Origin of the sequence: Pseudomonas sp. MWU12-2029 (genome assembly GCF_023242425.1) — a bacterium.
GTDB classification, from domain to species: Bacteria; Pseudomonadota; Gammaproteobacteria; order Pseudomonadales; family Pseudomonadaceae; genus Aquipseudomonas; species Aquipseudomonas kribbensis.
The window spans coordinates 97,258-117,962 of sequence record NZ_JALJDY010000002.1; the positions used below are offsets into that span (position 1 = coordinate 97,258).

21 protein-coding genes are annotated in these 20,705 nt (G+C 62.7%); all 21 read left to right on the plus strand.

Annotated features, from left to right (window positions below; genetic code table 11):
- Positions 1-7: 7 nt before the first annotated feature.
- The 21 genes from M5B44_RS05425 (at position 8) to ureC (ending at position 20,700) form a co-directional block, all read left to right on the plus strand.
- Positions 8-319, plus strand: a complete 312-nt coding sequence (locus tag M5B44_RS05425) for a hypothetical protein (RefSeq protein ID WP_134825329.1) — start codon at positions 8-10, stop codon at positions 317-319.
- Between the two features lie 47 nt (positions 320-366).
- Positions 367-768, plus strand: a complete 402-nt coding sequence (locus M5B44_RS05430) for a DUF2946 domain-containing protein (protein WP_248738476.1) — start codon at positions 367-369, stop codon at positions 766-768.
- A 48-nt stretch (positions 769-816) separates the two neighbouring features.
- Positions 817-1,296: a copper chaperone PCu(A)C gene (locus M5B44_RS05435; protein WP_248738477.1), complete on the plus strand. Its 480-nt coding sequence runs from the start codon at positions 817-819 to the stop codon at positions 1,294-1,296.
- Positions 1,297-1,317: 21 nt separating this feature from the next.
- Positions 1,318-1,758, plus strand: coding sequence for a DUF2946 domain-containing protein (locus M5B44_RS05440; RefSeq protein WP_248738478.1), 441 nt, complete (start codon positions 1,318-1,320; stop codon positions 1,756-1,758).
- A gap of 84 nt (positions 1,759-1,842) precedes the next feature.
- Positions 1,843-3,963: a TonB-dependent copper receptor gene (locus tag M5B44_RS05445; protein WP_248738479.1), complete on the plus strand. Its 2,121-nt coding sequence runs from the start codon at positions 1,843-1,845 to the stop codon at positions 3,961-3,963.
- 80 nt (positions 3,964-4,043) lie between these two features.
- Positions 4,044-5,423 (plus strand): PepSY-associated TM helix domain-containing protein, encoded by a 1,380-nt coding sequence (locus tag M5B44_RS05450; RefSeq protein ID WP_248738480.1) that lies wholly within the window; start codon positions 4,044-4,046, stop codon positions 5,421-5,423.
- Between the two features lie 161 nt (positions 5,424-5,584).
- Positions 5,585-7,711, plus strand: coding sequence for a TonB-dependent receptor (locus M5B44_RS05455; RefSeq protein WP_248738481.1), 2,127 nt, complete (start codon positions 5,585-5,587; stop codon positions 7,709-7,711).
- A 12-nt stretch (positions 7,712-7,723) separates the two neighbouring features.
- A complete protein-coding gene (locus tag M5B44_RS05460) occupies positions 7,724-8,512 on the plus strand; it encodes an ABC transporter ATP-binding protein (protein WP_248738482.1) in 789 nt (262 codons plus the stop codon).
- Complete coding sequence (locus M5B44_RS05465) at positions 8,509-9,456, plus strand: ABC transporter substrate-binding protein (RefSeq protein ID WP_248738483.1); 948 nt, start codon at positions 8,509-8,511, stop codon at positions 9,454-9,456. Before M5B44_RS05460 ends, M5B44_RS05465 begins: the two co-directional genes overlap by 4 nt.
- The gene (locus M5B44_RS05470) at positions 9,453-10,463 is read left to right on the plus strand and encodes a FecCD family ABC transporter permease (protein WP_248738484.1); all 1,011 of its coding nucleotides are present in this window, start codon (positions 9,453-9,455) and stop codon (positions 10,461-10,463) included. Before M5B44_RS05465 ends, M5B44_RS05470 begins: the two co-directional genes overlap by 4 nt.
- Before the next feature lie 206 nt (positions 10,464-10,669).
- Entirely contained in the window at positions 10,670-11,935 is a 1,266-nt protein-coding gene (urtA, locus tag M5B44_RS05475) for an urea ABC transporter substrate-binding protein (protein ID WP_248738485.1), read from the plus strand.
- Positions 11,936-12,092: 157 nt separating this feature from the next.
- Entirely contained in the window at positions 12,093-13,595 is a 1,503-nt protein-coding gene (urtB, locus tag M5B44_RS05480) for an urea ABC transporter permease subunit UrtB (protein ID WP_248738486.1), read from the plus strand.
- Positions 13,595-14,674, plus strand: coding sequence for an urea ABC transporter permease subunit UrtC (gene urtC / locus M5B44_RS05485; RefSeq protein WP_248738487.1), 1,080 nt, complete (start codon positions 13,595-13,597; stop codon positions 14,672-14,674). The genes urtB and urtC overlap by 1 nt, the downstream gene beginning before the upstream one ends.
- The gene (gene urtD, locus M5B44_RS05490) at positions 14,671-15,543 is read left to right on the plus strand and encodes an urea ABC transporter ATP-binding protein UrtD (protein WP_248738488.1); all 873 of its coding nucleotides are present in this window, start codon (positions 14,671-14,673) and stop codon (positions 15,541-15,543) included. The genes urtC and urtD overlap by 4 nt, the downstream gene beginning before the upstream one ends.
- A 14-nt stretch (positions 15,544-15,557) precedes the next feature.
- A complete protein-coding gene (gene urtE, locus M5B44_RS05495) occupies positions 15,558-16,256 on the plus strand; it encodes an urea ABC transporter ATP-binding subunit UrtE (RefSeq protein WP_248738489.1) in 699 nt (232 codons plus the stop codon).
- A gap of 30 nt (positions 16,257-16,286) precedes the next feature.
- Positions 16,287-17,126: an urease accessory protein UreD gene (locus M5B44_RS05500; RefSeq protein WP_248738490.1), complete on the plus strand. Its 840-nt coding sequence runs from the start codon at positions 16,287-16,289 to the stop codon at positions 17,124-17,126.
- Between the two features lie 33 nt (positions 17,127-17,159).
- Positions 17,160-17,462 carry an urease subunit gamma gene (ureA, locus tag M5B44_RS05505; protein WP_248738491.1) on the plus strand — a complete coding sequence of 101 codons (303 nt, stop codon included), beginning with the start codon at positions 17,160-17,162 and terminating at the stop codon, positions 17,460-17,462.
- A 9-nt stretch (positions 17,463-17,471) separates the two neighbouring features.
- Complete coding sequence (locus M5B44_RS05510) at positions 17,472-18,005, plus strand: GNAT family N-acetyltransferase (RefSeq protein ID WP_248738492.1); 534 nt, start codon at positions 17,472-17,474, stop codon at positions 18,003-18,005.
- Positions 18,006-18,010: 5 nt separating this feature from the next.
- Complete coding sequence (locus tag M5B44_RS05515) at positions 18,011-18,544, plus strand: GNAT family N-acetyltransferase (protein ID WP_248738493.1); 534 nt, start codon at positions 18,011-18,013, stop codon at positions 18,542-18,544.
- On the plus strand, positions 18,544-18,849 hold the full coding sequence (locus M5B44_RS05520; RefSeq protein ID WP_248738494.1) for an urease subunit beta: 306 nt from the start codon (positions 18,544-18,546) through the stop codon (positions 18,847-18,849). The genes M5B44_RS05515 and M5B44_RS05520 overlap by 1 nt, the downstream gene beginning before the upstream one ends.
- Before the next feature lie 150 nt (positions 18,850-18,999).
- Entirely contained in the window at positions 19,000-20,700 is a 1,701-nt protein-coding gene (gene ureC / locus M5B44_RS05525) for an urease subunit alpha (protein ID WP_248738495.1), read from the plus strand.
- Positions 20,701-20,705 lie beyond the last annotated feature (5 nt).

Sequence of the window (20,705 nt, forward strand, 5' to 3'; positions counted from 1 at the left end):
CGTTCCAATGACCGGAAAATTCACCCGCTTCGACATCAAGGACTTTCTCCACACGCCTGCTGAACTGGTGCACTACGTCAAGGCATGTTCGGAACTGGACTCAGGCGATGGGCGATTCAACCGCGTGGCGCTCCGAGACTATAAGCAGACCATCCGATTGAGAATTCAATCTGATCCGGATTTCGCACAGGCATTGCGAATCGAAGCCGCTACACTCTTTCATAACGGCGAGACGCAACTGGCAAGCATGCTACTCGCACAACTGCATGTAGCGCTGCGACACCAAACCGCACGACGCTTTTTTACTTATCGGCCCTGATCAGGCTAAATAGCCGCGCCTGATCGCCCACCCTACGGACCTGTCCCATGACCCGACACCGGCTTGCATTTGCCTGGATCGCCTGCTTCGCAGTGCTGTTCAACATGCTCGCCATGCCGTTGACGGGAGCGATGGCGCAAGCGGCGCAGACGCCGGCCGAGCAGTTGCTGTGGAGCAGTTTCTGCACCGGCAGCGGCACGAAGATGGTGGCGATCGACATCGGCAGCCTCGATCAGAAAGCGCCGCAAAACGGTGACAATCATTCGACCATGCAGCATTGCTGGTGCTGTTCCGGATCGGCGCCCGTGGTGGCGTTGCCGGGGCATTCACCGCAGCTGTACTTCGCCCGATACGAAAGCAATCGCAGTGTGGCGCCCGCCTTGCTGCAAACCCCGACACCGCGCCAGCAATGGCCGAGCCTCAATCCCCGCGCCTCTCCTCTGGTTTGATTTGTTCCCGCATTTGACCTGCGTTTCAAATCGTTCTGGAGAACTGCCATGTTGAACAAATTCATCGTCATCGCTGCGCTGTTGCTGCCTGCGTGCTTCGCCCATGCCCACGAATACAAGGCCGGCGAGCTGGAAATCGCCCACCCGTGGTCGCAGGAACTGCCGCCGAATGCGCCGACGGTTGCCGCGTATTTCATCATTCACAACGGTGGCAAAACCGCTGACCGCCTGCTCAGCGTCGACTCGCCCATCGCTCCGAAAGCCGAACTGCACGAACACGTGATGCAGGGTGATCTGATGAAGATGCAACAGGTGCCGAACGTGGCGATCCCGGCCGGTGGAAACGTGACTTTCGCGCCGATGGCCTATCACGTGATGTTGATGAATCCGACCGACCGCAGCCTGCTGACCGACGGCAAGCGCTTCCCGCTGACGATGCACTTCGAGAAGGCCGGTGACGTGACCGTCGAAGTCGCCGTGCAGAAGAAACCACCGCAGGACATGCCGGAACACGCGCACGCCCAATAACCGTTCCGGCAGACTCCGCCCGTGCGCCCGCGCAGCGCCAGGGCATCCATGCAACGCCGTCAGACCGAACACCTGACACGCGGCAGCTGGATCGCCCTGTTCGCCATGTTGATGATCTTCATCGGCCCGCTGATTTCTCAGTCGATGCCGATGGATCAGCACGCCTCGCCTTCCATGCCCATGGACATGTCGATGGCCATGGCGGGCATGGATCATTCCGCGCATGAAGCGAAACCCTCGGCCGAACACTGCCCGCCGCAATCCTCGCACCATGTGCTGTGGGAAAAGTGCGGCTATTGCAGCCTGCTGTTCAACTGCCCGGCGCTGACCGGTGGCGGCACTTTTGCCACGTTCAGCATCGCCCACATCAATACCTTCACCCCGCCCTCCCCGCGTCTGGGCCATGCCCGGCAGACCTTCTTCCCCGGCGCCCGCACCCGCGCCCCGCCCGTCGCAGCGTAAACACCCACCTCTGATTGCACACGGTTGAGAAGACAGCTTCAGGCTGCCGGCCGTGTCGTTTACGACTGTTTGATGGAAATTGTCATGTCCAGGTTTTCTGCTGTCCCACGCTCGGGTTCTGCCCCGGCGTCCTTCGCCCTGAACGAATCGCGCATCCGTTTCAGGCACGCTACCGCCGTCCTTTGCGGCGTCCTGCTGTCCCCGCTGGTCCACGCCGATGAACATGCCGGCCACGCTGAAGAACTGAGCCCGACGGTGATCACCGCCATCGCCCCGAGTTCGCCGCTGACCATCGTCACCAACCCGAAAGACCCGCGCCAACCGGTGCCGGCCAGCGATGGCGGCGACTACCTGAAGACCATTCCCGGCTTCGCCCTGGTGCGCAACGGCGGCACCAACGGTGATCCGGTACTGCGCGGCATGTTCGGTTCGCGCCTGAACATCCTCACCAACGGCAGCATGATGCTCGGCGCCTGCCCCGGCCGGATGGACGCGCCAACCTCATACATCTCGCCCGAGACCTACGACAAACTCACCGTGATCAAAGGCCCGCAAACCGTGCTCTACGGACCGGGCGCCTCGGCCGGCACAGTCCTGTTCGACCGCGAACCGGAAAGCTTCGGCGAACTCGGCACCCGCGTGAATGCCAGCGTGCTGGCGGGCTCCAACGGACGCTTCGACAAAGTCGTCGATGCCGCTGCCGGTGGACCGCTGGGCTACGTGCGGGTGATCGGCAACACCGCACATTCCGACGACTACCGCGACGGCAACAACGACACCGTCGCCTCGCGCTATGACAAGTGGAACGGTGACGTGGCGCTGGGCTGGACCCCGGACGCCGACACCCTGATCGAACTCACCGCCGGCAAGGGTGACGGCGAAGCACGCTACGCCGGACGCGGCATGGACGGCTCGCAGTTCTTGCGGGAAAGCCTCGGCTTGCGTTTCGAGAAATCCAACATCACCGACGTGCTGGAGAAGCTCGAAGCCCAGGTCTACTACAACTACGCCGACCACGTGATGGACAACTACACCCTGCGCACGCCGTCCGGCACCGGGATGATGGCAGGCCCCATGGCGTCCAACGTCGACCGTCGCACCCTCGGCGCGCGGATCAAGGCTACCTGGCGCTGGGCCGATATCCAGCTGATCACCGGCCTCGATGCGCAGACCAACGAACACCGTCAGCGCAGCGGCATGGGCATCGATACTTACAAGGATCAGCCGTACACCAAGGACGCCGATTTCCATAACTACGGCGTGTTCAGCGAAATGACCTGGTACGCCGCCGACCGCGACCGGCTGATCACTGGTGCCCGGGTCGACCGCGCCTCGGCCAGGGATTTCCGGCAGACCACCGGATCGGGAATGATGTCCCGGCCGAATCCGACCGCCGGCGATACCCGCGCCGACACCCTGCCAAGCGGCTTCGTGCGTTACGAGCATGACCTGGCCGACAGTCCGACCACGCTCTACGCCGGCCTCGGTCACTCACAACGATTCCCGGATTACTGGGAGCTGTTTTCGCCCAAGTCCGGCCCGGCGGGTTCGGTCAATGCGTTCGATTCGATCAAACCGGAAAAGACCACCCAACTCGACTTCGGCGTGAACTACAAGGACGCCGACCTCGAAGCCTGGGCCTCGGGCTACATCGGCGTGGTGCGCGACTACATCCTGTTCGACTACACCCCGACGATGATGGGCATGAGCACCTCTCGCGCCGAGAACATCGACGCGCGGATCATGGGCGGTGAACTTGGTGCCGCCTACAAGCTCACCGACAACTGGAAAGCCGATGCGACCCTGGCCTACGCCTGGGGCAAGAACAGCAGCGACGGCAAGGCCCTGCCGCAGATGCCGCCGCTGGATGCACGTTTCGGCCTGACCTACAGCGAAGACAACTGGAGCGCAGGCGCACTGTGGAGAGTGGTTGCCGCGCAAAATCGGATCGACCAGAACAAGGGCAACGTGGTCGGCAAGGATTACGACAAGAGTTCGGGCTTCGGCGTGTTCTCGCTCAACGGTGCCTACCGGATCAACAAGAACTGGAAGGTCAGTACCGGCGTCGACAACCTGTTCGGCAAGGCTTACGCCGAACACCTCAACCTGGCGGGCAACGCCGGGTTCGGCTACCCGGCCAACGACCCGCAAGCCATCAATGAGCCGGGGCGCACGCTCTGGACCAAGGTGGACATGAGTTTCTAACCCTCAAGGGCACTCGCTCCCCTTGGGGGAGCGAGTGACAACAGACAACTAGAAGATCCAAGCCAAGCGGAGCACTCGTGATGAAACAGCCCAAACCGAATTTCTACAACCTGGCCTGGCGTTGGCATTTCTATGCCGGATTGTTCGTCGCGCCTTTCATGGTGATGCTGGCCCTGACCGGCATCATTTACCTGTTCAAACCGCAGCTCGATTCGCTGATGTACAGCAGCCTGCTGAACGTCCCGGCCGGGCATCACACCGTGCCGGCCGATGACCTGCTGCAAAAGGTCAAAAGCGCTTATCCACAGGGACAGGTCACCCAGTACCTGCCACCCGCGAACGCCGAGCGCAGTGCGCAATTCGTGGTGAAGAATGCCGGCCATGAGCTGAACGTGTTTGTCGATCCGTACCACGGCGACATCCTCGGCGAGCAGGATGCCAAGCAGAACCTGCAAGCGCTCGCCCGGGCCATCCACGGCGAACTGATGATCGGCACCGTCGGTGACCGACTGATCGAACTGGCCGCCGGCTGGGGCGTGGTGCTGGTGGTGTCCGGGGTTTTCCTGTGGTGGCCGCGCGGTCAGGCCGCTGGGATTCTGTGGCCACGGCTGAACAGGCGCGGTCGTGTACTGTGGCGTGATCTGCATGCGGTTACCGGATTCTGGGGCGCGGCGTTGCTGCTGGTGATGTTACTCAGCGGCATGACCTGGACCGGTTTCTGGGGCAAGCAATACGCCCAGGTGTGGAACGTATTTCCGGCGGCGATGTGGAATAACGTGCCGGCCTCCGACGTCGAGGCCGGCAGCCTCAACAACGCCGCTCGCCAGACCGTACCGTGGGCGATGGAGAACACCCCGATGCCGATGTCCGGGGACCACGCCGAACACATGGCTCACGGCGGCATGCAACACGGCCCCGCCGCGCCGGCCATCAGCCTGCAGGATGTGCAGAACATCGCCGTCGAGCGCAAGGTCGAGCCCGGCTACAGCATCACGATGCCGACCACCGCCACCGGCGTGTTCACCATCGCGGTGTTCGCCGACGACCCGCGCAACGATGCCACGCTGCATGTCGATCAGTACACCGGCAAGGTGTTGGCCGACGTCCGATTCGAGCACTACGGCGCCGTGGCCCGGGCAACGGAAATCGGCGTGATGCTCCACGAAGGCAAGATGTTCGGCACCTTCAACCAGATCATCGTGCTGCTGATCTGCCTGATGATCCTGCTCAGCGCCGTCAGCGGCGTGGTGATCTGGTGGAAGCGCCGGCCACAGGGCAAGTTCGGCGTTCCGCCGCTGCGTCACGATCTGCCGAAGTGGAAAACCGGGGTGGCGATCATGCTGGTGCTGGCGGTGGTGTTTCCGCTGGTGGGGGCTTCACTGGTGGTGGTGTGGTTGCTGGATCGGCTGCTGTTGTCGCGTCTGGGCCGGCAAACTGAATCTGCCTCAACTTCATCATGAAACAGGCGAGATGCGCGACCTAGACAGATCTTTAAACTGCCGGGGCTTAAACTCCGGCAATTTTTAGTGTTACTGTATAACACTAATTGCTGCTCTGCCCGCAGCCATGCATGGTCATGAGCCTGCGGGCTTTTCATTTGAAGAAGTGATCCACCGCCCCGATGAACAAGTACCTCTTGTCCAGCCTCTGTCTGTTCGCCCTGAACAACAGCGCCCATGCCGACAGCGCGCCGCTGACGTTGCCCACCGGCACCATCACCGCCCTGGCCAATGACGACCAGAACGTCAGCCTGACCACGCCGACCAGCGCCGGCTCGCGCCTGAACCTCAGCGCCATGGAAACTCCGGCCAGCGTCGAAAGCCTCAGCGGCGAGCAGGTCCGCGCCCGTGGTGATCGCAGCGTGCAGGACGCGGTGTCGCGCAGCACCGGCATCAGCCGCACCGGCACGCCGGGCGATGGCGGCACTTCGTTGCAGGCCCGGGGATTTACCGGGCAGAGTTCGGTGATGCAGTTGTATGACGGCAACCGCATGTACACCGGCATGGGCACCGTGACCTTCCCGGTCGACACCTGGTCGGTGGAGCGCGTCGACGTGCTGCGCGGTCCGGCCTCGGTGCTGTACGGCGAAGGCGCGACCGGTGCGGTGGTCAACGTGATCCCGAAAAAGCCGTTCGAAGGCGAAATCGAAAACCACGTGCGCGTCGGCTACGGCTCGTACGACCGCCAGCAACAGGCGTTCGATAGCGGCGGTTCGCTGACCGACACCCTGAGCTATCGCCTCAACCTCAATCGACTGCGCAGCAACGGCTGGGTCGATCGCGGAGACTCGTCCAGCGATTTCATCAGCGCCGCCCTGCGCTGGCAGGCTACCGACGATCTGGCCTTCACCCTGGCTCACGATTACGGCGATCAGCGCCCGCAGAACTACTTCGGTACGCCACTGATCAACGGCCAGTTGAAGGACAGCCTGCGCAACAAGAACTACAACGTGCGCAACGACAAGCAGCACTACAACGATCAATGGACGCGCCTGACCACGGATTGGCAGATCAACGATGCAGTCAGCGCCAGCAACGAGCTGTATTACCTCAAGGCCCAGCGCCGCTGGCAGAACGCCGAGAACTACAATTTCGACGCCGACAGCCAACAGCTCAGCCGCAGCGGCTACTTCGGCATCGGTCACAAACAGGAGCAGGTCGGCGATCGCCAGACCTTCACCTTCAAGCATTCGTTGTTCGGCCTCGACAGCCAGACTGTGACCGGCGTTGATTACAACCGCATCCGTTTTCAGCTCGACAGCAACTCGCCGTTCAACGACCTGTTGCCGAATGGCCAGCCGCTGGATCTGTACCACCCGCAAACCGGTTACTTCGAGAGTGCCAACCCGTATCGCGACCAGTTCGACAGCACCACCAGACAGATGTCGGTGTTCGCCGAAAACCGCACGCAGCTGAGCGAACGCTGGTCGCTGGTGACCGGTGTGCGCCGCGACTATGTGCACGTGGATCGCACCAATCTGGTCGACGGCAGCCAGAGCGACAAGACCCTGACCGGCAACAACTGGAAGGCCGGTCTGGTGTTTGCGCTGACCCAGGACACTTCGTTCTACGGCCAGGTCGCCACCAGCACCGACGGCATCGGCGGCCTGATTTCCCTGAGCCTGAGCCAGCAGCAGTACGACCTGTCCACCGCGCGGCAAACCGAGATCGGCCTGAAGCAGCTGTTCTGGGATCAACGCGGCGAGTTCACCCTGGCGGCGTATCGCATCGTGAAGAAGAAGCTGCTGACCGACGATCCGGGCAACCCGACGCTCAAGCAGCAGGTCGGCCAGCAATCGTCGAACGGCCTGGAAGCCAGCCTTGATCTGCAACTGCCGAACGCCTGGCAACTGCAAGCCAACGCCGCCATCGTCAAAGCCAAGTACGACGATTTCGAGGAGGTGGTCGGCGGCGTACCGGTGTCGCGCAATGGCAATCGCCCGGTGGACGTGCCACGCCGCACCGCCAACCTGTGGCTGAGCAAGGCGCTGACCGATGACCTGAAAGCCGGCACCGGCGTACGTTATGTCGATGCGCGCTACGCCGACATGGCCAACCGCAACGAACTGCCGAGCTACACCGTGGTCGATGCGACGCTGTCGTGGAAAGCCCTGCGCAACACCACGCTGGGCTTGCAGGTGAACAATCTGTTTGACCGGACGTACGCGCAAAGCCAATACAATGAGGGGCAGCAGTGGATTCTGGGTGAGCCTCGTTCGTTCTTTGTCACGGCTGACTACACCTTCTAGAACAGGAACGAAATGACCTCCCTGACCCTCACCCACCTGAGATGGTCCCCCTTGGGCCACGACCACTGCCATCACCAGTTCCAGCTGCGTGACGCTTCGTTGCAAGTGGCCGCCGGTGAGTTCGTCGGGCTGATCGGGCCCAATGGCAGTGGCAAGACCAGCCTGTTGCGCTGCGCCTACCGTTTCAGTCAGCCGGAGCACGGTGAGGTCAGACTCGAGCACCACAACGTCTGGAAGCAATCCTCACGCTGGTGCGCGCAACGCATCGCAGTGGTTCTGCAGGAATTCCCCGACGCCTTCGGTCTGACCGTCGAAGAAGTTGTCGCCATGGGCCGCACGCCGCACAAAGGCCTGTTCGACGGCGACACGCTGGAAGACCGGAATCTCGCCACTCAGGCCCTCAAATCCGTGGGCCTCGATGGCTTCGAAGATCACGCGTTCGCCACGCTGTCCGGCGGCGAAAAACAGCGGGTGATCCTGGCCCGCGCCCTGACCCAGCAACCGCAACTGCTGATCCTCGACGAGCCGACCAACCACCTCGACCCGCGTTATCAGCTGGAGCTGCTGCAACTGGTCAAGCGTTTGCAGATCGGCACGTTGGCGAGCATCCACGACCTGAACCTGGCCGCCGCGTTCTGTGACCGGTTGTATGTAATTAACCACGGTCGCATCGTCGCCAGCGGCACGCCGCAAGAAGTGCTCACTGTTGAATTGCTGCGCGACGTGTTCGGCGTCGAAGCATTGATCGATCCACACCCCCTCCACGGCTACCCGCGAATCACCTGGATAACCCGACCATGACTGTGCGCTCCCTGCTTTGCCTTGCTCTGCTGCTGGGCACCACCCATGCCTTCGCCGAGGCCACGAAGTACCCGCTGACAATCCACAGCTGCAACCGCGAAGTGACCTTCAAGGAAGCGCCGAAACACGCGGTCAGCCACGACATCAACATGACCCAGATGATGCTTGCCCTAGGTCTCAAGTCGAAGATGGCCGGCTACAGCGGCGTCAGTGGCTGGAAGTCGGTGACGCCGGAAATGCAGTCGCTGCTCGATGGCCTGCCGGAGCTGGCAGCCAAATACCCGTCGGTGGAAACGTTGCTCAACGCCAATGTCGATTTCTTCTTCGCCGGCTGGGATTACGGCATGCGCGTCGGTGGCAATCTCACGCCGCAGACCCTGCAACCGCTGGGCATCAATGTCTATGAACTGACCGAGTCCTGTGCCTTCGTGATGAAGCGCCCGGCCGCCACGCTGGACGACACCTACAACGACCTGCGCAACCTCGGAAAGATCTTCGACGTGCAGGACCGCGCCGACGCGTTGATCGCCGACATGCAAAGCCAGGTCGCGGAAATCCGCAAAGACCTGCCCGCCGAAAAACCCCGAGTGTTCCTGTACGACAGCGGCGAGGACCGCGCCATGACTTCCGGCCGCCTCGGCATGCCGCAAGCGCTGATCGACGCCGCCGGCGGGCGCAATATTCTCGACGACGTCGATGCGAGCTGGACCCGGGTCAACTGGGAAACCGTGGTCGAGCGCAACCCGCAGGTGATCGTCATCGTCGACTACAGCGAAATCACCGCCGAGCAGAAGATCGAATTCCTGTTGAAGAACAAGTCCCTGCAGTCGGTGGACGCGATCAAGAACCAGCGCTTTATTGTCATCCCTTACGTGCAGGCCACGCCGGGGATCGACAACGTGCTGGCGGTTAAAACTCTGGCCAAAGGGTTCCACGGCGAATGATCAATCGTCGTTACGGCTGGCTGCTGATTGCCCTCGGCGCGGTGCTGCTGGTGTCGTGCGTGGTGTCGCTGGGCTTCGGCCCAGCGCGGGTGCCGGTGGACATTGTGTGGCGGATTCTGCTGCACAAGTTGTTCGGCCTCGGCGTGCCGGACTGGAGCGCCGGCCAGGAGCACATCGTCTGGCTGATCCGCGTGCCGCGCATGTTGCTCGGTGCGCTGGTTGGGGCTGGACTGGCGTTGATCGGCGCGGTGCTGCAAGCGGTCACGCGCAATCCGCTGGCCGATCCGCATCTGCTCGGTGTCACTTCCGGTGCGACCCTCGGTGCAGTGATCGTGGTGCTGCACGTCGGTGAAATCGTCGGTCTGCTGACCTTGCCGATTGCCGCGTTCATCGGCGCGTTGTTGAGCATGTTTCTGGTGCTGGGCATCGCCAACCGTCACGGCCGACTGGACAGTGATCGCCTGCTGCTATGTGGCGTGGCGGTGTCGTTCGTGATGATGGCGATCGCCAATCTGCTGCTGTTCATGGGCGATCACCGGGCGAGTTCGGCGGTGATGTTCTGGATGCTCGGCGGCCTCGGTCTGGCGCGCTGGGAGTTGTTGGCGGTGCCGGCGCTCTGCGTGTTGCTCGGGCTGATTCTGCTGCTGGGCATGGCCCGTCCGCTGAACGCCTTGATGGCCGGCGAACATACTGCGGTCACCCTTGGCCTGAATGCCCGGTCGGTGCGCCTGCGGGTGTTCGTGATCGCCTCGCTGATGACTGGAGTGCTGGTGTCGATCAGCGGCTCCATCGGTTTTGTCGGGTTAATGGTGCCGCACATTGCCCGGCGCCTGATCGGTGCAGAACATCGACGCCTGCTGCCGGTGTGCGTGTTGCTCGGCAGCGTTTTCCTCGTCTGGGTGGACGTCGCCGCACGCACGCTGATCGCCCCCGAAGACTTGCCCATTGGTGTTGCCACCGCTGCCCTCGGCGGATTGTTCTTCATCGGCCTGATGCGCCGCCGCTGAACCCTCGGGGTCGCGCCCCAATCTGGCGCACCCCGCTGCACCCTTGCCTGCAACACGTCCCTTCATGGTGCGCCGGATCTGCGCGCAACCGCTCTAAACCGACATTTCCCTGCCCGATCCCGACCGGGCACAGCCCTTGCAAAACAGCCTTCAGTCGTTCGCATCTGCCAACCATAAAAAACTTTAACGTTCGTGGAGATCGCACAATGAAGCGTCGCAGTTTGATCAAGGCTTTCACACTCACGGCATCCATTGCCGCGATGGGCATGACCTGGACGGTACAGGCCGCCGAGACCATCAAGGTCGGGATTCTGCATTCGTTGTCCGGCACCATGGCGATCTCCGAAACATCGCTCAAGGACATGGCGTTGATGACCATCGACGAGATCAACGCCAAGGGCGGGGTGAATGGCAAGATGCTTGAACCGGTGGTGGTCGACCCGGCGTCGAACTGGCCGCTGTTCGCGGAAAAGGGCCGCCAGTTGCTGACCCAGGACAAGGTCGCGGTGGTGTTCGGTTGCTGGACCTCGGTGTCGCGCAAATCGGTGCTGCCGGTGTTCGAAGAACTCAACGGCCTGCTGTTCTACCCGGTGCAATATGAAGGCGAAGAAATGTCGCCGAACGTGTTCTACACCGGCGCCGCGCCGAACCAGCAGGCGATCCCGGCGGTTGAATACCTGATGAGCGAAGAAGGTGGCGGCGCCAAGCGCTACTTCCTGCTCGGCACCGATTACGTCTACCCGCGCACCACCAACAAGATCCTGCGTTCGTTCCTGCATTCCAAAGGCATAGCGGACAAGGACATCGAAGAGGTCTACACCCCGTTCGGCCACAGCGACTATCAAACCATCGTCGCCAACATCAAAAAATTCTCGGCCGGCGGCAAGACTGCGGTGATCTCCACCGTGAATGGCGACTCCAACGTGCCGTTCTACAAAGAGCTGGCCAACCAGGGCCTGAAGGCCACCGACGTACCGGTGGTGGCGTTCTCGGTGGGCGAAGAAGAGCTGCGCGGCATCGACACCAAACCGCTGGTGGGCAACCTCGCGGCGTGGAACTACTTCGAGTCGGTGGAAAACCCGGTGAACAAGAAGTTCGTCGATGACTGGAAAGCCTACGCGAAGAAACACAACCTGCCGGGCGCCGACAAGGCCGTGACCAACGACCCGATGGAAGCCACTTACGTCGGCATCCACATGTGGGCGCAGGCGGCGGAGAAAGCCAAGTCCACCGACGTCGACAAGGTCCGCGAAGCCCTCGGCGGCCAGACCTTCGCCGCGCCGTCCGGCTACACCCTGACCATGGACAAGACCAATCACCACCTGCACAAACCCGTGATGATCGGCGAGATCCAGGCCGACGGTCAGTTCAACGTGGTGTGGCAGACCGAAGGGCCGATTCGTGCGCAGCCGTGGAGCCCGTTCATTCCGGGGAATGACAAGAAGCCGGAGTATGCGGTCAAGAGCAACTGAGCCATTGGATGCCCGTCTCGATACTTGAGGCGGGTACAAATCCCTGTGGGAGCGAGCGTGCTCGCGATGACGGCAGCACATTCAACATCACTGTGACTGAACCACCGCTATCGCGAGCAGGCTCGCTCCCACAATAGTCCGAGCAAGGCGACTCTCCATGCCCACTGCCCTTTACCGCTTGATCCTGGCCCTCGTATTTTTACTGCCGATGGCCGCCCACGCCAGCGACGCCGAAGACTTCGTCGCCGCCAACCCCGTGCAACAGGCAAAACTGCTGGAAGCCTGGGCCGCGCAGCCCGACCCGGCCCGCATCGAGCTGATCAACGCCCTGCAACAAGGCGAACTGACCATCGACGGCCAACCCAAAACCCTGCGCCTGAACAACCGCCTGCGGGGTCTGATCGACACCGCTCTGGCCAGCCACCAATTGCTCGCCGCCGACGCCAAAACCCGTCTGACCGCCGCGCAGCAATTGCAGAAAAGCGCCAAACCGGCGCAGCTGAAATTCCTCGACCGGCAACTGGCTGGCGAACAAGATGAAAACGTCCATGCCGCCCTGAGCCTGGCGCTGGCCAACCTGCAACTGGTCGACACGGACCCGGCGGTGCGTCTCGCGGCCGTGCGTCTGCTCGGTGAAACCGGCGACCCGCTGGCCCGCACTCGCCTCGAAGGCCTGCTCGAACCCGGCGTCGAAACCGATGCCAATGTGCGCACCGCCGCCGAAACCAGCCTCGCCCAGGTCAAACGCAAACTGCTGATCGGCGAACTGCTCGGCCAGGCCTTCAGCGGCATGTCCCTCGGTTCGATTCTGCTACTCGCGGCACTCGGTCTGGCGATCACCTTCGGCCTGCTGGGTGTGATCAACATGGCCCACGGCGAGATGCTGATGCTCGGCGCCTACTCGACCTACGTCGTGCAGTTGATGTTCCAGCGCTACGCACCGCAGGCCATCGAGTTCTATCCGCTGATCGCGCTGCCGGTGGCGTTCTTCGTCACCGCCGCCATCGGCATGGCCCTGGAGCGCACGGTGATCCGTCACCTCTACGGCCGCCCACTGGAAACCCTGCTCGCGACCTGGGGCATCAGCCTGATGCTGATTCAACTGGTGCGTCTGGTGTTCGGTGCGCAGAACGTTGAAGTGGCGAACCCGGCGTGGCTGTCCGGCGGGATTCAGGTGTTGCCGAATCTGGTGCTGCCGTACAACCGCATCGTGATCATCGCTTTTGCGTTGTTCGTGGTGGTGCTGACCTGGCTGCTGCTGAACAAGACACGCCTCGGTCTGAACGTGCGCGCCGTCACCCAGAACCGCAACATGGCCGCCTGCTGCGGCGTGCCCACCGGGCGCGTCGACATGCTCGCCTTCGGCCTCGGCTCGGGCATTGCCGGGCTCGGTGGCGTAGCCCTGAGCCAGATCGGCAACGTCGGCCCGGACCTCGGCCAGAGCTACATCATCGACTCGTTCCTGGTGGTGGTGCTCGGCGGCGTCGGGCAACTGGCCGGTAGCGTGTTCGCCGCGTTCGGCCTGGGCATCGCCAACAAGATTCTTGAACCGCAAATCGGTGCGGTGCTCGGCAAGATCCTGATCCTCGCGCTGATCATTCTGTTCATCCAGAAACGTCCGCAAGGCCTCTTCGCACTGAAAGGACGGGTGATCGACTGATGAATCAGCCTCTGCTAGTCACGGCCACACAAAAGGCCGGCCCCAAAGTCACCCTCGTCATCGGCGCGGTGGTCCTAGCGCTACTGATCGCCCTGCCGCTGCTGTCGCTGTTGCCCTCGGACAGTGCGCTGCACGTCTCGGCCTACACCCTGACGCTGGTCGGCAAGATTCTCTGCTACGCCATCGTCGCCCTGGCGCTGGATCTGGTCTGGGGTTACGCAGGTCTGTTGTCGCTGGGCCACGGTCTGTTCTTCGCCCTCGGCGGTTACGCGATGGGCATGTACCTGATGCGTCAGGCCGCCGGTGACGGCTTGCCGGCGTTCATGACCTTCCTGTCGTGGACCGAGTTGCCGTGGTACTGGAGCGGCACCGGCAACTTCCTATGGGCGATGTGCCTTGTGGTGCTGGCGCCCGGATTGCTGGCGCTGGTGTTCGGTTTCTTCGCCTTCCGTTCGCGGATCAAGGGCGTGTATTTCTCGATCATGACCCAGGCCCTGACGTTCGCCGGGATGCTGCTGTTTTTCCGCAACGAGACCGGCTTTGGCGGCAACAACGGCTTCACCAATTTCCGCACGATCCTCGGTTTCGGCATCACCGAACCCGGCACTCGTGCGGTGCTGTTTCTGGCGACGGTGCTGTTGCTGGTGGCGAGCCTGCTCATCGGCTGGCGCCTGGCCCGCAGCAAGTTCGGCCGGGTGCTGACTGCCCTGCGCGATGCGGAGAATCGCCTCATGTTCTGCGGCTACGACCCGCGCGGCTTCAAGCTGTTCGTCTGGGTGTTGAGCGCGGTGTTGTGTGGTCTGGCCGGTGCGCTGTACGTGCCGCAAGTTGGGATCATCAACCCGAGTGAAATGTCGCCGACCAACTCGATCGAAGCCGCCGTGTGGGTGGCCCTTGGCGGACGCGGCACGCTGATCGGCCCGCTGCTCGGCGCCGGCGTGGTCAACGGCATGAAGAGCTGGTTCACCGTGGCGTTCCCCGAGTATTGGCTGTTCTTCCTCGGCGCGCTGTTCATCGTCGTGACGTTGTACCTGCCCAAAGGCGTGATCGGTCTGCTGAAGAAACGAGGTGAATCATGAGAGTCACGGCGAGCGCTGAATTCATGCTGGAACCGGCCTTCTTCCCGCCGCTGGAACCGAACAAGGACGCCGGCACCAGCCGTGATGCCCTCGGTCTCGGCCAGCGTGTGGAGCCTGGGCTGAACACCCGTCACGGCACGATCCTGACCCTGGAAGACATCAGCGTCAGCTTCGACGGCTTCCGGGCGCTGAACGCTCTGAACCTGTACATCGGCGTCGGCGAACTGCGCTGCATCATCGGCCCCAACGGCGCGGGCAAGACCACGCTGATGGACGTGATCACCGGCAAGACCCGGCCGAGCCACGGCAAGGCGTGGTTCGGCGAAACCCTCGACCTGACGCAGATGAGCGAAGTGCAGATCGCCCAGGCCGGCATCGGTCGCAAGTTCCAGAAACCGACGGTGTTCGAAGCGTTGAGCGTGTTCGAGAACCTGGAGCTGGCGCAGAAAACCGACAAGTCGGTGTGGGCCAGTCTGCGGGCGAAGTTGAGCGGCGAGCAGAAAGACCGGATCAGCGAAGTGCTCGACACCATTCGCCTGACCACCTCGGTCAATCGCCCGGCGGGGTTGCTGTCCCACGGGCAGAAACAGTTTCTGGAAATCGGCATGCTGCTGATGCAGGACCCGCAATTGCTGCTGCTCGACGAACCGGTGGCCGGCATGACCGACGCCGAAACCGAGTTCACCGCCGAGCTGTTCAAGTCGCTGGCGGGCAAGCATTCGCTGATGGTGGTGGAACACGACATGGGCTTCGTCGGCTCGATTGCCGACCACGTCACCGTGTTGCATCAGGGCAGCGTGCTGGCCGAAGGATCGCTGGAACAGGTGCAGGACAACGAGCGCGTGATCGAAGTCTATCTCGGGCGCTGAAGAGGAATTCCAACATGCTGCAAGTCGAAAAACTTCATCAGTACTACGGCGGTAGCCACATCCTGCGCGGCCTGAGCTTTGACGTGAAGGTCGGCGAAGTGACCTGCCTGCTCGGCCGCAACGGCGTGGGCAAGACCACGCTGCTCAAATGCCTGATGGGCCTGCTACCGGCCAAGGAAGGCGCGGTGAACTGGGAAGGTAAACCGATCACCACGTACAAGCCGCATCAACGGGTACACGCCGGGATCGCCTACGTGCCGCAGGGCCGGGAAATTTTCGGCCGGCTGACCGTGGAAGAAAACCTGCTGATGGGCCTGTCGCGTTTTCCCGGCAGCGAAGCCAAAGAAGTTCCGGCATTCATCTACGAACTGTTCCCGGTGCTGCTGCAAATGAAACAGCGCCGCGGCGGCGACCTGTCCGGCGGTCAGCAACAACAGCTCGCCATCGGCCGCGCACTGGCCAGCCGCCCGCGCCTGCTGATTCTCGACGAGCCCACCGAGGGCATCCAGCCGTCGGTGATCAAGGAAATCGGCGCAGTGATCAAGAAGCTCGCGGCCCGGGGCGACATGGCGATTCTGCTGGTGGAACAGTTCTACGATTTCGCCGCCGAACTGGCCGATCAGTACCTGGTGATGTCCCGGGGCGAGATCGTGCAGCAGGGCCGTGGAGAAAATATGGAAAGCGAGGGTGTGCGCGGACTGGTTACGATCTAACCTGTAGCGTCCTAACGATAATCAGAAAACATGAACTTACCTTTAGCGACTGCCTTGTTTACCCCGAGCTGGCATGCGGAGCTGGAGCTGGCCTATGCCCGCTTCGGCGATTGCACGCGCCCGACCCGTCGTCGCCACCTCGGCCCGCTGCGGGTGCAAAAGCATCTGTACGCCGAAGGGCCCGAGGTCTGCCAGCACATCATCGTCCACCCGCCGGGCGGCATTGCCGGCGGTGACCGGTTGAACATCAGCGCCCGCGTGGAACCGGGCGCCTGGGCACAGATCACCAGCCCCGGCGCGGCCAAGTGGTATCGCGCGGCGGGCCCCGCTTATCAGTCGCTGGACCTGCGCGTCGCTGACGGCGCGACACTGGAGTGGCTGCCCCAGGAAACCATCGTCTACAGCGCCGCCCAGGCGGAACTCTCGACCTCGATCGAGCTTGAAGGCGATGCGCGGCTGTTCTACTGGGACGTGGTGGCCCTCGGGCGCCCGGCCAGTGGCGAGCGTTTCGACCTCGGGCATTTCCAGGCGCATCTGGATATTCGCCGCGATGGCCGGTTGCTGTGGCATGAACGCCAGCGCATCGTCGGCGCTGACGGCTTGCTTGATTCGCCGATCGGACTGGACGGCCATCCGGTGTTTGCGACGTTGCTGGTCACCGGCGAGATTGATGCTGAATTGCTGGAGCGCTGCCGCTCGCTGGGGCATGAAGTGCGCGGGGATCTGACGCAATTGCCGGGGTTGCTGGTTGCGCGTTGTCTGGCCAGTGAAGCGTTGCTGGCGCGGGCCTGGCTGATCGAACTCTGGCGATTACTCAGGCCTGCGCTGCTTGGCCGCGAAACCCTGCCTCCCCGAATCTGGAACACCTGATTTTCTTCAACTGCCGACAATGGATTTCAAACGATGGACCTGACCCCACGCGAAAAAGACAAGCTGCTGATCTTCACCGCCGGCCTCGTGGCCGAGCGGCGACTGGCCCGCGGCGTGAAGCTCAACTACCCGGAAGCGATGGCCTACATCTCCGCGGCGCTGCTCGAAGGCGCCCGCGACGGCCAGACCGTGGCCGAGCTGATGCACTACGGCACCACCCTGCTGGCCCGCGAGCAGGTAATGGAAGGCATCCCGGAAATGATCCCGGAGATCCAGGTCGAAGCGACGTTTCCCGACGGCACCAAACTGGTCACCGTCCACCAACCGATCGTCTGAGGCCGCGCCATGACTTACACCATCCGCGATGCCCTGCACGCCGACCTGCCGGCGATCCGCGACATCTACAACGACGCCGTGCTCAACACCACGGCGATCTGGAATGAATCCGCCGTCGATCTCGGCAATCGTCAGGCGTGGTTCAGCGCCCGCCAGGCTCAGGCTTATCCGATCCTGGTGATCGTCGACGCCGACAACACCACCCTCGGCTACGCTTCGTTCGGTGACTGGCGGCCGTTCGACGGTTTCCGTCACACCGTCGAGCATTCGGTCTACGTGCGCAGCGACCAGCGCGGTAACGGCCTCGGCCCGCAATTGATGACCGCGTTGATCGAACGCGCAAAAACCTGTGGCAAGCACGTCATGGTCGCCGCCATCGAAAGCGGCAACGCGGCGTCGATCCGCCTGCACGAGCGCGCCGGTTTCATCACCACCGGGCAGATGCCGCAGGTCGGCACCAAGTTCGGCCGCTGGCTCGACCTGACCTTCATGCAACTGACCCTCAATCCTGGCGCGGAGCCGCCGCCCGCCAACAAGGAGTGACACCGATGAACCCCGCCCAACTGCGACGCGTCAATGCTGAAAGTTTTGCGCACTATCGTCAGGGCCTGATCGAGCTGCTGCTGGACGCTGTGGGTTATGGCGCCAGCGTCGGCTTCATGGCCGATCTCGATGCCGCGCAGGCCCGCGCCTATTTCGATGAAGTGCAGGACAACCTGAACAAGGGCAACGTCTTGCTGTGGGTGGTGGTCAAGGACGAACAGGTGCAGGCCAGCGTACAACTGGGTCTGTGCCAGAAGGCCAACGGCCTGAACCGCGCCGAAGTGCAGAAACTGCTGGTGCGCGAACAGGCCCGCCGGCGCGGCCTCGGCCAGCAGTTGATGGAAGCGCTGGAACTGACGGCCCGCCAGTACAAGCGCGGCATGCTCTACCTCGACACCGAGGCCGGCTCCCCCGCCGAAGATTTCTACAAGGCCCTGGGTTACATCCGCGCCGGGGAAATCCCCGACTACGCCTGCGACCCGAACGGCACCTATCGCCCGACGGCCCTCTATTACAAAGTCCTGCAAGGAGCGAACTGATGATTCCCGGCGAGTACAAAATCCAGCCCGGCGATATCGAACTCAACGTCGGTCGCCGCACGATCAGCCTGAAAGTGGCGAACAGCGGCGACCGACCGATCCAGGTCGGTTCGCACTACCACTTTTTCGAAACCAACGACGCCCTGACCTTCGACCGCGACGCCAGCCGCGGCATGCGCCTGAACATCCCGGCGGGCACCGCCGTGCGCTTCGAGCCGGGCCAGAGCCGCGAGGTGGAACTGGTGGATTACGCCGGGCATCGCCGGGTGTTCGGGTTTGCCGGGCGGGTCATGGGTGACCTCTGAATTTTGCAGTGCCCCCCGTCGCGAGCAGGCTCGCTCCCACATTAAACCGAGTTCCTCCAGCTGGAATCCGATCCCCTGTGGGAGCGAGCCTGCTCGCGAAAGTGAGCGCAGCGAACGATCTCAAAACCAATTGAATTCCAAGGCGAACACATGAAGATCTCGCGTCAAGCCTACGCCGACATGTTCGGCCCTACCGTCGGCGACAAGGTGCGCCTGGCCGACACCGAGCTGTGGATCGAGGTCGAACAGGACTTCACCACCTACGGCGAAGAAGTGAAATTCGGCGGCGGCAAAGTGATCCGCGACGGCCAGGGCCAGAGCCAGCTGCTGGCCGCTGAAGTGGTCGACACACTGATCACCAACGCGCTGATCATCGACCACTGGGGCATCGTCAAGGCCGACGTCGGCCTCAAGGACGGGCGCATCGCCGCCATCGGCAAGGCCGGCAACCCGGACGTGCAGCCCGGCGTGACCATCGCCATTGGCGCCAGCACCGAAGTGATTGCCGGCGAAGGCATGATCCTCACCGCCGGCGGTATCGACACCCACATCCACTTCATCTGCCCGCAACAGATCGAAGAAGCGCTGATGAGCGGCGTCACCACCATGATCGGCGGCGGCACCGGGCCGGCCACCGGCACCAACGCAACGACCTGCACTTCCGGGCCATGGCATCTGGCGCGGATGCTCCAGGCGGCGGATGCGTTTCCGATGAACATCGGCCTCACCGGCAAGGGCAACGCCAGCCTGCCGGAGCCGCTGATCGAACAGGTCAAGGCCGGCGCCATCGGCCTCAAGCTCCACGAAGACTGGGGGACCACCCCGGCGAGCATCGACAACTGCCTGAGCGTCGCCGACCAGTACGACGTGCAGGTGGCGATCCACACCGACACCCTCAACGAATCCGGTTTCGTCGAAACCACCCTCGGCGCGTTCAAGGGTCGCACCATCCACACCTACCACACCGAAGGTGCCGGCGGCGGCCATGCGCCGGACATCATCAAGGCTTGCGGCTTCGCCAACGTGCTGCCGAGTTCGACCAACCCGACCCGGCCGTTCACCCGCAACACCATCGACGAACACCTCGACATGCTGATGGTCTGCCACCACCTCGACCCGAGCATAGCAGAGGACGTGGCGTTCGCCGAAAGCCGTATCCGCCGCGAAACCATTGCCGCCGAAGACATCCTCCACGACCTCGGCGCGTTCTCGATGATCAGCTCCGACAGCCAGGCCATGGGCCGCGTCGGCGAAGTCATCACGCGCACCTGGCAGACCGCCGACAAGATGAAAAAGCAGCGCGGCCCGCTGCCTCAGGACGGCGAAGACAACGACAACTTCCGCGCCAAACGCTACATCGCCAAGTACACGATCAACCCGGCGATCACCCATGGCATCAGCCATGAAGTGGGTTCGGTGGAAGTCGGCAAATGGGCGGATCTGGTGCTGTGGCGCCCGGCGTTCTTCGGCGTGAAACCGACGCTGATCCTCAAGGGCGGCGCCATTGCCGCGAGCCTGATGGGCGACGCCAACGCCTCGATCCCGACCCCGCAACCGGTGCACTACCGTCCGATGTTCGCCAGTTACGGCGGCTCGCTGCACGCCACCAGCCTGACCTTCATCAGCCAGGCGGCTCAGGAATCCGGGCTGCCCGAAGCACTGGGCCTGAAGAAGAAAATCGCCGTGGTCAAAGGTTGCCGCGACGTGCAGAAAACCGACTTGATCCACAACGATTACCTGCCGAACATCGATGTCGACCCGCAGACCTACCAGGTCAAGGCCGACGGCGTATTGCTCTGGTGTGAACCGGCCGAAACCCTGCCGATGGCCCAGCGTTACTTTCTGTTCTGATGTCT